Source organism: Sphingomonas canadensis, assembly GCF_026013525.1.
Lineage (GTDB): Bacteria > Pseudomonadota > Alphaproteobacteria > Sphingomonadales > Sphingomonadaceae > Sphingomonas > Sphingomonas canadensis.
In genome coordinates, this window is sequence record NZ_JAPDRA010000004.1 from 1 (window position 1) to 12,394 (window position 12,394).

15 protein-coding genes are annotated in these 12,394 nt (G+C 67.8%); 5 read left to right on the forward strand and 10 right to left on the reverse strand.

Features of this window, described 5'->3' with window-relative positions; all coding sequences use genetic code 11:
* The coding region (locus tag OM513_RS09495; protein ID WP_319951610.1) for a UDP binding domain-containing protein at positions 1-194 on the forward strand (194 nt) is incomplete at its 5' end.
* Positions 195-268: 74 nt separating this feature from the next.
* On the opposite strand, the gene OM513_RS09500 is transcribed toward OM513_RS09495, so the two are convergent.
* A complete protein-coding gene (locus OM513_RS09500; protein WP_264943943.1) occupies positions 269-1,264 on the reverse strand; it encodes an NAD-dependent epimerase/dehydratase family protein in 996 nt (331 codons plus the stop codon).
* Between the two features lie 221 nt (positions 1,265-1,485).
* Between OM513_RS09500 and gmd the strand changes: the two genes are divergently transcribed.
* Both gmd and fcl read left to right on the forward strand, forming a co-directional pair.
* Positions 1,486-2,568, forward strand: a complete 1,083-nt coding sequence (gene gmd / locus OM513_RS09505) for a GDP-mannose 4,6-dehydratase (RefSeq protein ID WP_380916313.1) — start codon at positions 1,486-1,488, stop codon at positions 2,566-2,568.
* A gap of 4 nt (positions 2,569-2,572) precedes the next feature.
* Positions 2,573-3,514, forward strand: a complete 942-nt coding sequence (fcl, locus tag OM513_RS09510) for a GDP-L-fucose synthase (protein ID WP_264943945.1) — start codon at positions 2,573-2,575, stop codon at positions 3,512-3,514.
* Between the two features lie 13 nt (positions 3,515-3,527).
* Here fcl and OM513_RS09515 read toward each other — a convergent pair whose 3' ends face one another.
* Together OM513_RS09515 and OM513_RS09520 are read right to left on the reverse strand one after the other, a co-directional pair.
* Positions 3,528-4,169, reverse strand: a complete 642-nt coding sequence (locus tag OM513_RS09515; protein ID WP_264943946.1) for a 2OG-Fe(II) oxygenase family protein — start codon at positions 4,167-4,169, stop codon at positions 3,528-3,530.
* Between the two features lie 60 nt (positions 4,170-4,229).
* Complete coding sequence (locus OM513_RS09520; RefSeq protein WP_264943947.1) at positions 4,230-4,670, reverse strand: hypothetical protein; 441 nt, start codon at positions 4,668-4,670, stop codon at positions 4,230-4,232.
* Between the two features lie 146 nt (positions 4,671-4,816).
* On the opposite strand from OM513_RS09520, the gene OM513_RS09525 reads away from it, so the two are divergent.
* On the forward strand, positions 4,817-5,269 hold the full coding sequence (locus OM513_RS09525; protein WP_264943948.1) for a surface-adhesin E family protein: 453 nt from the start codon (positions 4,817-4,819) through the stop codon (positions 5,267-5,269).
* 46 nt (positions 5,270-5,315) lie between these two features.
* Here the strand turns inward: OM513_RS09525 and OM513_RS09530 are convergent, their stop codons facing one another.
* The 6 genes from OM513_RS09530 to guaA form a co-directional block, all read right to left on the reverse strand.
* Positions 5,316-5,663 (reverse strand): arsenate reductase, encoded by a 348-nt coding sequence (locus tag OM513_RS09530; protein ID WP_264943949.1) that lies wholly within the window; start codon positions 5,661-5,663, stop codon positions 5,316-5,318.
* An 88-nt stretch (positions 5,664-5,751) separates the two neighbouring features.
* Complete coding sequence (locus tag OM513_RS09535) at positions 5,752-6,168, reverse strand: GNAT family acetyltransferase (RefSeq protein ID WP_264943950.1); 417 nt, start codon at positions 6,166-6,168, stop codon at positions 5,752-5,754.
* A 2-nt stretch (positions 6,169-6,170) separates the two neighbouring features.
* On the reverse strand, positions 6,171-6,815 hold the full coding sequence (locus OM513_RS09540; protein ID WP_264943951.1) for a hypothetical protein: 645 nt from the start codon (positions 6,813-6,815) through the stop codon (positions 6,171-6,173).
* Positions 6,816-6,880: 65 nt separating this feature from the next.
* Positions 6,881-7,405, reverse strand: coding sequence for a hypothetical protein (locus OM513_RS09545; protein WP_264943952.1), 525 nt, complete (start codon positions 7,403-7,405; stop codon positions 6,881-6,883).
* A gap of 147 nt (positions 7,406-7,552) precedes the next feature.
* On the reverse strand, positions 7,553-8,182 hold the full coding sequence (locus OM513_RS09550; protein ID WP_264943953.1) for a hypothetical protein: 630 nt from the start codon (positions 8,180-8,182) through the stop codon (positions 7,553-7,555).
* Between the two features lie 260 nt (positions 8,183-8,442).
* Positions 8,443-9,999, reverse strand: a complete 1,557-nt coding sequence (gene guaA, locus OM513_RS09555; protein ID WP_264943954.1) for a glutamine-hydrolyzing GMP synthase — start codon at positions 9,997-9,999, stop codon at positions 8,443-8,445.
* A 175-nt stretch (positions 10,000-10,174) separates the two neighbouring features.
* Between guaA and OM513_RS09560 the strand changes: the two genes are divergently transcribed.
* Positions 10,175-10,702 carry a hypothetical protein gene (locus OM513_RS09560; protein WP_264943955.1) on the forward strand — a complete coding sequence of 176 codons (528 nt, stop codon included), beginning with the start codon at positions 10,175-10,177 and terminating at the stop codon, positions 10,700-10,702.
* A 45-nt stretch (positions 10,703-10,747) separates the two neighbouring features.
* Here OM513_RS09560 and OM513_RS09565 read toward each other — a convergent pair whose 3' ends face one another.
* Positions 10,748-12,376, reverse strand: a complete 1,629-nt coding sequence (locus OM513_RS09565; protein WP_264943956.1) for a hypothetical protein — start codon at positions 12,374-12,376, stop codon at positions 10,748-10,750.
* Between the last annotated feature and the right edge of the window lie 18 nt (positions 12,377-12,394).

Genomic DNA, 12,394 nt, shown 5'->3' on the forward strand with positions numbered 1-12,394 from the left:
GCGCCTATGACGCCGCCGACGGCGCCGACGCGCTCGTCATCGTCACCGAATGGGATGCGTTCCGCGCGCTCGACCTCACCCGCCTCAAGGAGCTCCTCAACGCGCCCCTCCTGGTCGACCTCAGGAACATCTATCCCCCAGCCGACGCAAAACGCGCAGGCCTCAACCTCGTCTCCATCGGCAAACCAAACTGAACCGCGCGCGGCCGGGCTCCTGAAGCTTCGGGAGCCCGGCACGCATTGCGCGATGCCCGGCCGTTACCGGGCGCTCAGTCCGCGTAGAATTCGCGATACCATTGGACGAAGCGGCGTACGCCCTCGGCAACCGGGGTGCGCGGGGCATCGCCGGTCAGGCGGCAGAGCAGGCTGGTGTCGGCGTCGGTCGCCAGCACGTCGCCCGCCTGCATCGGCAGGAAATTCTTCTGCGCCTGCACGCCCAGCGCGTTTTCCAGCGTGGTGATGAAGTCCATCAGCCCCATCGGCTGGCCGCCGCCGATGTTGACGACGCGGAACGGCGCGACCGGGGACAGGCTGTCGCCCTCCACCGGATCCTTGCCCGGCACCGCTTCGGCCAGCCGCGCGATCGCCTCCACCAGATCCTCGACATAGGTGAAGTCGCGGGTCATCTGGCCGTTGTTGTAGACGTCGATCGGGCGCCCTTCCAGAATCGCCTTGGTGAACTTGAACGGCGCCATGTCGGGCCGGCTCCACGGCCCATAGACGGTGAAGAAGCGGAAGAAGGTCATCGGCACGCCGAACAGATGGGCATAGCTGTGCCCCATCAGTTCGGTCGCGCCCTTGGTCGCGGCATAGAGGCTCACCGGCGTCTGCGTGCGCTGCGTCTCGGCGAACGGCATCTCGGTGTTGGCGCCATAGACCGAGCTGGTCGAGGCGACGAGCAGGTGCTTCGGCGGATGATGCCGCGCCAGCTCCAGCAGGTTGAAGGTGCCGACCAGATTGGTGGCGATATAGCTTTCGGGATGGTCGATCGAATAGCGCACGCCCGCCTGGGCGGCGAGGTGGATCACCACGTCCGGCGCGAAATCCTGCCACGCGGCGGACAGCGCGGGCGCATCCTCGATCGAGATTCGCGCCAGGCTGAACTGCGGATGATTGGTGAGGACGGCGTTGCGGCCTTCCTTCAACGCGGGATCGTAATAGGGGCTGAAATTGTCCACCCCCAGCACGGTCGCGCCGCCCTGGAGCAGCCGGCTACAGGTGTGGAAGCCGATGAACCCGGCTGAGCCCGTCACGAGTACGCGCACTTCACCATCCCCCTGTCGCCGATCCAACCCAGCCTGCCTTGCAAGACCGATCCCGCGCTGTCCAGACGGCGGCATGGAATTTTTTGCACCTGCGAACGGAATCGAGATCATCGCGGAGATTGCGGGCACGGCCGCCATGTTGCACGAAGGTCTTTGCGCCGGGCCGCAACAAATCCTATCGTGCGCGCATCCTAGGCAACCCGGGCATTTTCGAAAATCATATGGAGCAAGCGACTGTGGCCAGCCGGAAGGTTGCCCTGATTACGGGCGTTACGGGGCAGGACGGCGCCTATCTGGCCGAACTCCTGCTGGCCAAGGGCTATGAGGTACACGGCATCAAGCGCCGTTCCTCGTCGTTCAACACGGGCCGCATCGACGGCATCTATCAGGACCCGCACATCGACGGCGCCCGGTTCCGCCTCCACTATGGCGACATGACCGATGCGACCAACCTGATCCGCATCGTGCAGGAAACCCAGCCGACCGAGATCTACAACCTCGCCGCGCAGAGCCATGTGCAGGTCAGCTTCGAGACGCCCGAATATACCGCCAATTCCGACGCGCTGGGCACGCTGCGCCTGCTGGAGGCGATCCGCATCCTGAAGATGGAATCGAGCTGCCGCTTCTACCAGGCGTCCACGTCGGAGCTGTACGGGCTGGTGCAGGAGGTGCCGCAGCGCGAGACCACTCCCTTCTACCCGCGCTCGCCCTATGCCGCGGCGAAGCTCTATGCCTATTGGATCGTGGTCAATTACCGCGAGGCCTATGGCATCCACGCCTCCAACGGCATCCTGTTCAACCACGAAAGCCCGCTGCGCGGCGAAACCTTCGTCACGCGCAAGATCACCCGCGCCGCCGCCGCGATCAAGCTGGGGCGGCAGGACAAGCTCTACCTCGGTAACCTCGACGCGCAGCGCGACTGGGGCCATGCCCGCGAATATGTCCGCGGCATGTGGCTGATGCTGCAACAGGACACGCCCGACGATTATGTGCTCGCGACCGGCGTGACCACGCCTGTGCGCACCTTCGTCCAATGGGCGTTCGAGGATGCGGGCATCGCGATCGAATGGCGCGGCGCGGGCGTGGAGGAGAAGGGCTATTGCGCCGCCACCGGCCGCTGCCTGATCGAGGTGGACCCGCGCTATTTCCGCCCGACCGAAGTCGATCTGCTGATCGGCGATCCCAGCAAGGCGCGCGAGAAGCTGGGCTGGAGCCATGAGACCCCCGTGCGCGAACTGGCGCGCGAGATGGTGGCGCAGGACCTGATCGCGATGGCCGATGCTCCCATCGCGAAGGACGGCTGAGGCGATGGGCGGCCCGTTTTCGCTTGCCGGCAAGCGCGTCTATGTCGCCGGGCACAGCGGCATGGTGGGCTCCGCGCTGGTGCGGCGGCTCGCGTCGGAGGATTGCGAGCTGCTGACGGCGACCAGCGCCGAGCTGGACCTGCGCGATCAGGCGGCGGTGCGCGCCTGGTTCGCGGACCGGCGGCCCGACGCGGTGTTCCTGGCCGCGGCCAAGGTGGGCGGCATCCTGGCCAACGACAGCTATCCCGCCGATTTCCTCTACGACAACATGATGATCGAGGCGAACGTGATCGAGGCGGCGTTCCGCAACGATGCCGCCAAGCTGATGTTCCTCGGATCGTCGTGCATCTATCCCAAGTTCGCGCCCCAGCCGATCGAGGAGTCCGCGCTGCTCACCGGCCCGCTGGAGCCGACCAACGAATGGTATGCGGTCGCCAAGATCGCGGGGATCAAGCTCTGCCAGGCCTACCGCCGCCAGCATGGGCGCGATTTCGTGTCGGCGATGCCCACCAACCTCTATGGCCCCGGCGACAATTTCGACCTTCAGTCCAGCCACGTCATGCCAGCGCTGATCCGCAAGGCGCATGAGGCGAAGCTGACCGGCGCGCCCGGCATCACCATCTGGGGCACGGGCACGCCGCGCCGCGAGTTCCTCCACGTCGATGACCTGGCCGATGCCTGCGTCTTCTTGATGCAGACCTATTCCGAGGCGGAGCATATCAACGTGGGATCGGGCGAGGACCTGACCATCCTGGAACTGGCGCAGGCGGTGTGCCGGGCGGTGGGATATGAAGGCGATATCGCCTGCGACACCAGCAAGCCCGACGGCACGCCACGCAAGCTGATGAGCGCGGAGCGGCTACGCGCGATGGGCTGGGCGCCGTCGATCCCGCTCGATGCGGGTATCGCTTCGGCCTATCGTTGGTTCCTGGAGAACCGGGCCTGAGGCCTCGCGCGGCTCAGCGCGGATCGCGCACCGTGATGTTCATCGCGATCGAGATGCGCTCGCCCGCCCCCTGATGCGGGCGGACACCGTGGCGCATCCACGCCGGGAACAAGATCAGGTCGCCGCGCTCGGGCAGGATGCGGTGCTCCACCTGCTGCGGCTCGCCGTCAGCGCCCAGCGGGCGGAAGCCCGGGACGGTCATCACCGGCAAAGGGAACCGCGGGTCCTCCAGATAGAGCTCGCCGCCCTCCCCCGGCACCGCGACATAATAGACCGCGGCCCACAGCACCCCCGGATGCGCATGGCTCATGTTGAGCGCGCCGGGCGGGGAGACATTGGCCCACATCCGCACATGCCAATCAAGCGCCGCGGCATCGCGCCCGTCGAACCACGAGATGCGCCGCGCCATGCGCACCGCCGTATCGCGCAACTGCTCCGCCGCCTCGCCGCCCCAGGCCAGCATGTCGGTGGCCGAATGCCAGCCGCCCACGTTCGACCGGCCCAGCCCGGGATGCTCGGCCATGTGGCGGCGGATCACGGCCTCCAGCGCTTCGGTCATCGCCTCCGCGCCGGAGAGCTTGCCGTGGAACACGCAGGTTTCGAACAGCGCCAGCCGTTCGGCGCGAACGCGGATCGATTCGGGAGCCTCGGCCATGGCTGGTCCCTATAGTCTGTTTCAGCCGGGCTGGAACACTCGCGCCGCCGCCCTATGCCCTCACCAGATCCAGCCGCGCGCGGCCGCCCTGCGCGCCAGCCAGAGCTGGAACCCCGCCACCGCGACGATCACCAGCGGCAGCGGCACCACCGTCATCGCCCCCTTGTGCGCGATCAGCCCAGTGCCGAGCAGCACATAGCCGAACTGGATCACCACCCCGGCCAGCGACAGCACGTAAAGCGGCACCGCCCAGCGCGAGCGCAGCAGCAGCGCCAGCGATCCCAGCAGCGCGCCCACCACCGCCACCGCATAGACCGGCGTGAACCAGCCCGGCAGCGCCGCATAATAGGCGCGGTCCCAATCGGTCGCCTGCGGGTCCATCGCCGGGCCGAAGGCGATGTGGAGGTAGAACATCATGCAGCCGGTCATGCCCCACAGCAGCAGCGCGGCGGCAACCGCGACGAACCACCTTGGCGGGCTGGGACGGAAATCTGCGGACATGGCGTTCTCCCCATTCGGGCCGGGCGCGCAGCCCGGCATCCGGGAGGATAGGATGGATCGGGCACCGCCGCCATGCCCGTAACGAAGTGGCTTCCCCTTCCCGATTCGCGTGATTAGCCTGCGGCCCGAAAGTTTAGGGGAGTATCATGATCCGCAGCCTGTTTTTCGCAGCACTCGCGCTTGTCGCCGCGAGCCCCGCCTCCGCCCAGAGCTGGCAGCTCGTCACTTTGAGCGGCAAAGCGCCACAGCGCGCCACATGGTTCGTCGACAGCGATTCGATCGCTATCCCTGGCACCAAGGGCACCATCCGCACCCAGACGATCTACGAAGGCATCACCGATGATCGCGACTTCGACCGATCGGTCCACAAGCGCGAGGTGGATTGCAGCACCATCACCTCGACCATCATCGACATCAGCTATTATGTGGGCGGATCGCTGATCTCGTCCGATCAGAGGCGCGGCAACACCGTCACCCACCAGCCGGGATCGGTGATGTACGCGGTGGTCGCCGCAGCCTGCCGCCGTTCAGGCTATATCCAGGGGCCGATCGCCGATCCGGAAGGCTGGAGCCGCAAATATTTCGCGGCGAAACCCTGATCCCAGGGCCTTTTTCAGCGTCGCCGAACCGGCACCGGGGCGCTGGTCAGAGCAGCGCCGCTGCGTAGCGATCGGGCGCGAAGCCGACCAGCAGCCCGCCGGGATATTCGATCACCGGCCGCTTGATCATCGACGGCTGGGCCAGCATCAGCGCCTTGGCCTTTTCCGCGTCCAGCCCCTCGCGATCCGCCTCGGGCAGCTTGCGGAAGGTGGTGCCCGCGCGGTTCAGGATGCGCTCCCACCCCTCCGCCGCGATCCAGGCGTCCAGCCGCGCCGGATCGGCGCCCGCCTTCTTATAGTCGTGGAAATCATAGGCGACGCCATTGGCATCCAGCCAGACGAACGCCTTCTTCATCGTGTCGCAGTTCTTGATGCCGTGGATGGTGACGCGCATGGATGCCCCGCTGCTGTTCGGGCATCGCGTCTAGAGCGGCCCGCGCGGCTTGGAAACCGGTTCGCGCCGGGGAGGCGCGCCTTGGGCGTCACCCGAGGAACCGGCCGAGCGTCACCACCTTCTGCCGCTCCAGCCCCAGCGCCTCATAGAAGCCGATCGCATCGGCATTGTCGTCGCGCACCATCAACTGGATCTTGGGGGCACCCCGCGTGCGCAACCATTGCTCCGCCGCGGCCATCAGCGCGCGGCCCAGGCCCCGGCGGCGCGCATCGGGCGCGACGGCCAGATAATAGACCCAGCCGCGATGCCCGTCGAAGCCGGTCATCACGCTGCCCGCGATCGCGCCACCCGCATCGCGCGCCACCAGCACGGCGGAGGCGGCCCCTTCCGCCGCCATCGCGAAATCGGCGGCGGGATCGTTCCACGGGCGCGTCAGCCCGCATGCCTGCCACAGCGCGATCACCTCCACCGCATCGTGCGGCGCGGCGGGGGCGATCGCGGCCATGGTCAGCGGAAGACGCAGCTCAGCCCGGCCCAGAGGTCGGTGATCTTGGCCGTCGCCGCCTTGCCGTCGAGCAGGCCCGACATGCCGTCAGCCATGAACTCGGTGCCGAGCGTGCTTTCCTCGACATCCACCTTCTTCGCCGCCTTGCGCAGATCGGCCAGCGTCGATCCGATGGTGACGCCGCCCGGCGTGGCATAGCCCCCGCCCTCGCGTCCATCGAGCGACCAGCCGCCGAACTTGCCGCCCTGGACGAGCAGCGTCAGCCCGCCCTGGAACGCGACATGCTCGATCGGCCCGGCGCCGCATTCCTGGTTCACGCTGGCACTGAGCGGCTTGCCCAGCGCCGATGCGATCGCGGGCACCGCCACGTCGCGCGCCGCGCCGAACGCCACGGTGCGCTTCTCGCCGCTCTCGACATCGACGAGCAGCAGCCCTTCCGGGTCCAGCTTCAGCGCGGGCATGGCATGCGCATCGGCGGTTTCCGCCGCCGCCGCGTTGGTGTCCGCGGCCGCACCGTTGTCGCCGGGCACGACCACATTCGCGTCGCCCGTCTCCACGGTGGTGGTGACATTGGCCGTCACGCCGCCGCTGCACGCCGCCAGCAGGGCAAGGCCCGCCAGTCCACCCATCGTATGAAGCTTTTGCATCTCAAATCCCCCCACAGATTCCCGGGCACTCAACCATGTTCGCGCTCGTCAGGCAATCGCGCCGCTCAGCCATAGACGCACTGCACCCCGGCCTCGAGATCATGGACGCGATCCTTGTCGTTCAGCCGGCCGCTGACCTCGCCGATGGTGAATTCCTTGCCGAACTTGGTGTTCTGGATCTTGAGCCCCGGCACCAGCTTCAACAGGTCCGCGCGCTTCATGCCCACGGTCAGGCCCGAATTGCTGGAGATGCCGTCGCCGATCGCGTGCCAGCCGACGAACGCGCCGTCGACGAAGTTGAGCACCAGCCCGTTCTTCCACGCGATCTGATCGATCGGGCCGGGGCCGCAATCGGTCGAGGTCTCGATGCTCTCGGCCTCGCCCAGCACCTCCATCACCGAAGCGACGGCGAAGGGCCGGTCCGATCCGAAGGCGATCACCTTGTCCGTGCCCTCCTCCACCTGGAAGATCGCCAGGCCGTCCGGCTCCACCTTCACCGCGGCGGCGACATGCGCATCCTGCGCGGCCGCAACCTGCGGGAGCAACACCATCGCACCTGCGGCCAGCGCCGCGCGCAATCCCGTCTTCATCCTTGCATCCTCCCCGTGCGAAACGCCGCCCGGCACCATGCCGGCACGGCGGCGGGACAGCCGCCGCCCGGTTTCTCCGGCAGCCGCCCCGCAACGCCTGTACGCAACCGGACAGCGCCCCCGGCCATGCCGCGGGGCGGAACGGGCTCAGCCGGCTTCCGGCGGAGCCTCGCAACCCGTGCCCGCGCCGAACATCAGGATGCGCGCGTCGGCACCGTCGCCGTCCGCTTCGCCGCGCAGCCCGGCGACGGTGAACTTGTCGAGCCCGGTCGCGGGCTCCTTGCCCATCATCTTGACCGGGCCGATCGCGCGCGCGTCCGCCAGCGTAGAGCCGACGTGCAGCCCCGGGCCGCTCACGAACTCGCTGCCGCCCATCAGCAGCCAGCCGATCATCTTCCCGTCCTTGAAATAGACGATCGCGTCGCCGGGATATTCGGCCGTGTAGAGCGAGCCCGCAGCGCAATCATAGTCCGCGACGTTCATCGGATCGCCGATCGCGGCGTTCACCGCGGCCAGCACCGTCGCCTGATCCGCACCGAACGCGAACTCCTCCGTGCCGTCGTCTCCGGTGACCAGCAGCCCGGTTGCCAGCGGCTTGAGCGAGTCCCAGCTCAGCGGAGCGATGATCTGCTCCGGGGCTCCTTCGGCGTCCTGGCTGCCGGCGTCGTCATAGGTGACAGCCGAATCCTGCGCATCCGGCGTCTCCTGCGCATACGCAGGCACGCCGCCCGCCACGCACATGGCCGCAGCGAGCGCAAATGAAAGTTTCCGAATCATGTCTGCATTCCTCCCACCCTTGGAACGCAGTCCTAATGCGGCGGGCAAGCGAAACAATGGCTGAACGGATTGGGCGGAGCGGCCGCTTGGCGGGGAAGCGGCGAACGCGCACCGCGCGTCTTTTGTTATCCCCACGGCGCCTTGCGGCGCCGAGTGACGAAGCCGCGAACGCGCCCCGCGCGCCTTTCGTTATCCCCGCGGCGCCTTGCGGCGCCGAGTGACGAAGCCGCGAACGCGCCCCGCGCGTTCGCGAGTCTTCGTCACTCCCACTCGATCGTGCCCGGGGGCTTGGAGGTATAGTCGTAGACGACGCGATTCACGCCGCGCACCTCGTTGACGATGCGGGTCGCCACGCGGGGCAGGAAGTCGCCGGGGAACTGGAAGGCCACCGCCGTCATCCCGTCGGTGGAGGTCACCGCACGCAGCGCCAGCACGCTGTCATAGGTGCGGCCGTCGCCCATCACGCCCACCGTGCGCACCGGTAGCAGCACCGCGAACGCCTGCCAGATCGCGTCATAGAGGCCCGCGTTGCGGATCTCCTCCAGATAGATGGCGTCAGCCTTGCGCAGGATGTCGCAGCGTTCCTTGGTCACCTCTCCCGGGATGCGGATGGCCAGGCCCGGCCCCGGGAAGGGATGGCGGCCGACGAAGGCGTCGGGCAGCCCCAGTTCCTTGCCCAGCGCGCGCACCTCGTCCTTGAACAGCTCGCGCAGCGGCTCGACGAGCTTCATGTTCATCCGCTCGGGCAGGCCGCCCACATTGTGATGGCTCTTGATCGTCACCGAAGGCCCGCCGGTGAAGCTGACGCTCTCGATCACATCGGGATAGAGCGTGCCCTGCGCCAGGAAATCGGCGCCGCCGATCTTGCGCGCCTCATCCTCGAACACGTCGATGAAGGTCTTGCCGATGAACTTGCGCTTGGCCTCCGGATCGGTGACCCCGGCCAGGCCGGAAAGGAACAGTGTCTCCGCGCTCACATGCACCAGCGGGATGTTGTAGCTGTTGCGGAACAGGCTGACGACCTGCTCCGCCTCGCCGCTGCGCATCAGCCCGTGATCGACGAAGACGCAGGTGAGCTGCTCGCCGATCGCCTCATGGATCAGCACCGCCGCCACCGCCGAATCGACGCCGCCCGAAAGCCCGCAGATCACCCGGCCGGATCCCACCTGCTCGCGGATCTCGCGGATCTTGGTCGCGCGAAACTCCGCCATCGTCCAACTGCCGGAAAGGCCGCAGACATGGCGGACGAAGTTCGCGAGCAGCTTCGCCCCGTCCGGGGTGTGGACCACCTCCATATGGAACTGGGTGGCGTAATAGCGGCGCTCGTCGTCGGCCACGACCGCATAGGGCGAACCCGGGCTCACCGCCACCGATCGGAAGCCGGGCGCCAGCGCGGTCACCTTGTCGCCATGGCTCATCCACACCTGGTGGCTCTCGCCCGCGTGCCACAGCCCGTCGAAGAGGACGCAGCGGTCCTCGATCTCGATGAAGGCCAGCCCGAACTCGCCCGAATCGCCAAGCTGCACCGTGCCGCCCAACTGGTGCATCATCACCTGCTGGCCATAGCAGATGCCCAGGATGGGCACGCCGGAGGCGAAGATCGCGTCCGGAACGCGCGGCGATCCTTCGTCCAGGACCGAACAGGGCGATCCCGACAGGATCACGCCCGCCGGCCGCATCCGCGCAAAGGCTTCCGCGGCGGAACCGAAGGGGGCGATCTCGCTATAGACGCCCGCCTCGCGAACGCGCCGTGCGATGAGCTGGGTGACCTGGCTGCCGAAGTCGACGATCAGGATGGAATCGGCTGGGTGCGTCATGGCGGGGCGATAGGCACGCCCGCCCGCGCTGTAAAGGCGATGCGTCCCGGCTCCCTGCCGATCGGCCAGCTTCCGCGGTGCCGCGCCTGTACGGATGACCAGTTGTGACGCGGCCCCGATGATAGGAAATCCGCGGGGCCGGCACGAGCCGTGCGATCATTCGAGGAAAACCGCAATGTTGAAGCCTGCACTGACCGGTGCCGCATCGCTGGCCGCCGTGCTTCTTTCGGCCACCCCCGCCCAGGCGAAGCTGGTGGAGACCCTGTATGCGCAGCATGGCGCGTGGAAGGTGTTCGCGGTGAAGGACGACGCCGCCGGCAACCAGCTCAACCGCTGCCTGATGGACATCCGCAACGCCCGCGGCGAGATGCTGCGCATCCACCTGGGCTTCAGCGGCGACTGGGCGATCAGCATCCCCAGCGGCGGCAACGCCGGCAACCTGACCGGCGACGTGATCATCAACGGCCCGCTGGCGCAGACCGTGCCCTCGACCTGGAATACCGATGGCGCGCGCGCCAGCCGCGCCGCGATCGAAAGCTGGATCCAGCGGCTGCGCAAGGCGAACACGCTCTCCGCCCATTACGACGGCACCGGCGCCAACGCGCGCACCAGCTATGAATATATCTGGAACCTCGGGCCGGCGCAGGATCTGAACGCGGCGATCAAGTCGGTTCGCCTCTGCTGGGCCAACAACCACCTGTAGGCCACGGGCGCCGGCTCCGGGCGATGGCCCGGCGCCGGCGCCGCGTCACCGCCGCGTGGTTTCGTATTTGGGCGACAGCCTGCTGCGCACATCCGCCACGCGCAGCACGCGCCAGCCGTCCGCCGCCATGTCGGGCGGCAGCACTCCGCCGGTGACAGGCACCACCACCAGCCGCAGCTCATATCCGGAAGGGATAAGACTGGTGGTGGTGGTGAAATAGCCATAGCTCATCTGCAGCGTCCGCTGGATAAGCTGGGCGGAGACGATGACGAACCCGTCCGCGCCCTTTTCACGCGCATAATTGGCGGCGGTCAGCAGTGCCACCTCCTCCACGATCGCGCTCGCCGCCTTGTTGCTGGCGAAGGAGACGTCACCGCTTCCCGGCCGCGCGCCGGCGCGCCGCGACACGCCGTCCCGGCTGCCGGGGCGCGGGCGCATCGCCGCCACCTCGGGCCGGGGCAGCATCTTGGACAGGTCATATTCCTTGATCGCATAGCTTTCGGCGCGATCGCCGTCCTCCTCGCGATCGTCGTAATCGATGCGATACTTGAGCCGCGCCTTCTCGAAGCTGTTCGTCGTCCGCGCCTGCGACAGGATGTCGGTCACTACCTCGCCGACCACCGATTCGCCGGCCGGGCGATCGTCCACCAGCTTCTCCGCCTCGGCCAGCGGCAGGCCCTTCACCTTGCGTCGAACCGCCATCGAACGTTCCCAGGCGTCGAGCAGCTTCGTGCCGCGGCGCACGGCGGCGACGCGCATGCGATGATCGAGCGCCGCGGTACTGGATATCTTGCCGCGCGAATTGGGCTGCGGCGGCGTCTGCGCGCTGTCCAGGTCATCGCGCGCGCGCTTGATCCGCTGATCCGCCTCTCCGGCGCGGCCGGAGGCGAGCAGCGCATAGGCCAGCGCGCCCTCGAACTGCGCGCGATCCTCGATCATCTTGTAGCGCCGGGTATCCCCGCCCTCCAGCGTCCAGCCGCCGCGATCGCGCGGCAGATCGAAGCTGACCCCGCCGCCATAATCCGCCGCAACCGCGAAATCATTGTTGAGGATCGCGTTCCAGAAGAGCTGCTCCACCAGCCGCGGATCATAGGGCGCGTCGGCGCGCAACAACCGCATCAGCGTGTCGCGGCTGGGATCGAAGTTCAGCCGGATGGTGCGCACCAGCGTTCGCAGGCTGATCGAATAGGGGCGCGCGGCGATGGCGGCGTCCAGCACCTTCACCGCCTCGTCGCGCCGCTCCAGCCGGAAGAGCGCGAAGCCGCGCAGCGCCGCATTGCCCATCCCCACCGAATCGTCGAACAGCGGCGATCGCTGCGCCCGCCCCACCGCGTCCGACCGGTCGAGCGACTCCAGCGCGCCCGCGGCGTCCCCGGCGGCGATCTGGTGCAGCGCCTTCGCCTGGTACAGATGGGCGCGGCGCATCCAGTGGATATCGAGCAGCGCCGGATCGGCAAGCGCGGCATCGCATGCCTTGACCGCGCTCTCCCCGCGCGATGCGCGGCCGCGGCGCATGTCCACCGTCGCGGTGCCGATGCCCAGGAAGCCGGAAGTGGTGGTGATCCCGTCGCTCTTCTTCTGCGGCGCCTGATATCCGTCGCAGCGCGGGAAATCCCCCGGATTCGCATGGGCCGGCATCGCCGCCAGCAGCGCGGCGGCAATCAGCAACGGCATCCTCATCTTGGCCCCCCG

Coding starts and splice junctions, on each gene's coding strand:
- OM513_RS09520 (WP_264943947.1), bottom strand. CDS start 4,670: ATGTCCGCAGATTTCCGTCCCAGCCCGCCAAGGTGGTTCGTCGCGGTT.
- gmd (WP_380916313.1), top strand. CDS start 1,486: ATGGAGCAAGCGACTGTGGCCAGCCGGAAGGTTGCCCTGATTACGGGC.
- OM513_RS09515 (WP_264943946.1), bottom strand. CDS start 4,169: ATGGCCGAGGCTCCCGAATCGATCCGCGTTCGCGCCGAACGGCTGGCG.
- OM513_RS09550 (WP_264943953.1), bottom strand. CDS start 8,182: ATGATTCGGAAACTTTCATTTGCGCTCGCTGCGGCCATGTGCGTGGCG.
- OM513_RS09530 (WP_264943949.1), bottom strand. CDS start 5,663: ATGCGCGTCACCATCCACGGCATCAAGAACTGCGACACGATGAAGAAG.
- OM513_RS09560 (WP_264943955.1), top strand. CDS start 10,175: ATGTTGAAGCCTGCACTGACCGGTGCCGCATCGCTGGCCGCCGTGCTT.
- fcl (WP_264943945.1), top strand. CDS start 2,573: ATGGGCGGCCCGTTTTCGCTTGCCGGCAAGCGCGTCTATGTCGCCGGG.
- OM513_RS09540 (WP_264943951.1), bottom strand. CDS start 6,815: ATGCAAAAGCTTCATACGATGGGTGGACTGGCGGGCCTTGCCCTGCTG.
- guaA (WP_264943954.1), bottom strand. CDS start 9,999: ATGACGCACCCAGCCGATTCCATCCTGATCGTCGACTTCGGCAGCCAG.
- OM513_RS09565 (WP_264943956.1), bottom strand. CDS start 12,376: ATGCCGTTGCTGATTGCCGCCGCGCTGCTGGCGGCGATGCCGGCCCAT.
- OM513_RS09545 (WP_264943952.1), bottom strand. CDS start 7,405: ATGAAGACGGGATTGCGCGCGGCGCTGGCCGCAGGTGCGATGGTGTTG.
- OM513_RS09525 (WP_264943948.1), top strand. CDS start 4,817: ATGATCCGCAGCCTGTTTTTCGCAGCACTCGCGCTTGTCGCCGCGAGC.
- OM513_RS09535 (WP_264943950.1), bottom strand. CDS start 6,168: ATGGCCGCGATCGCCCCCGCCGCGCCGCACGATGCGGTGGAGGTGATC.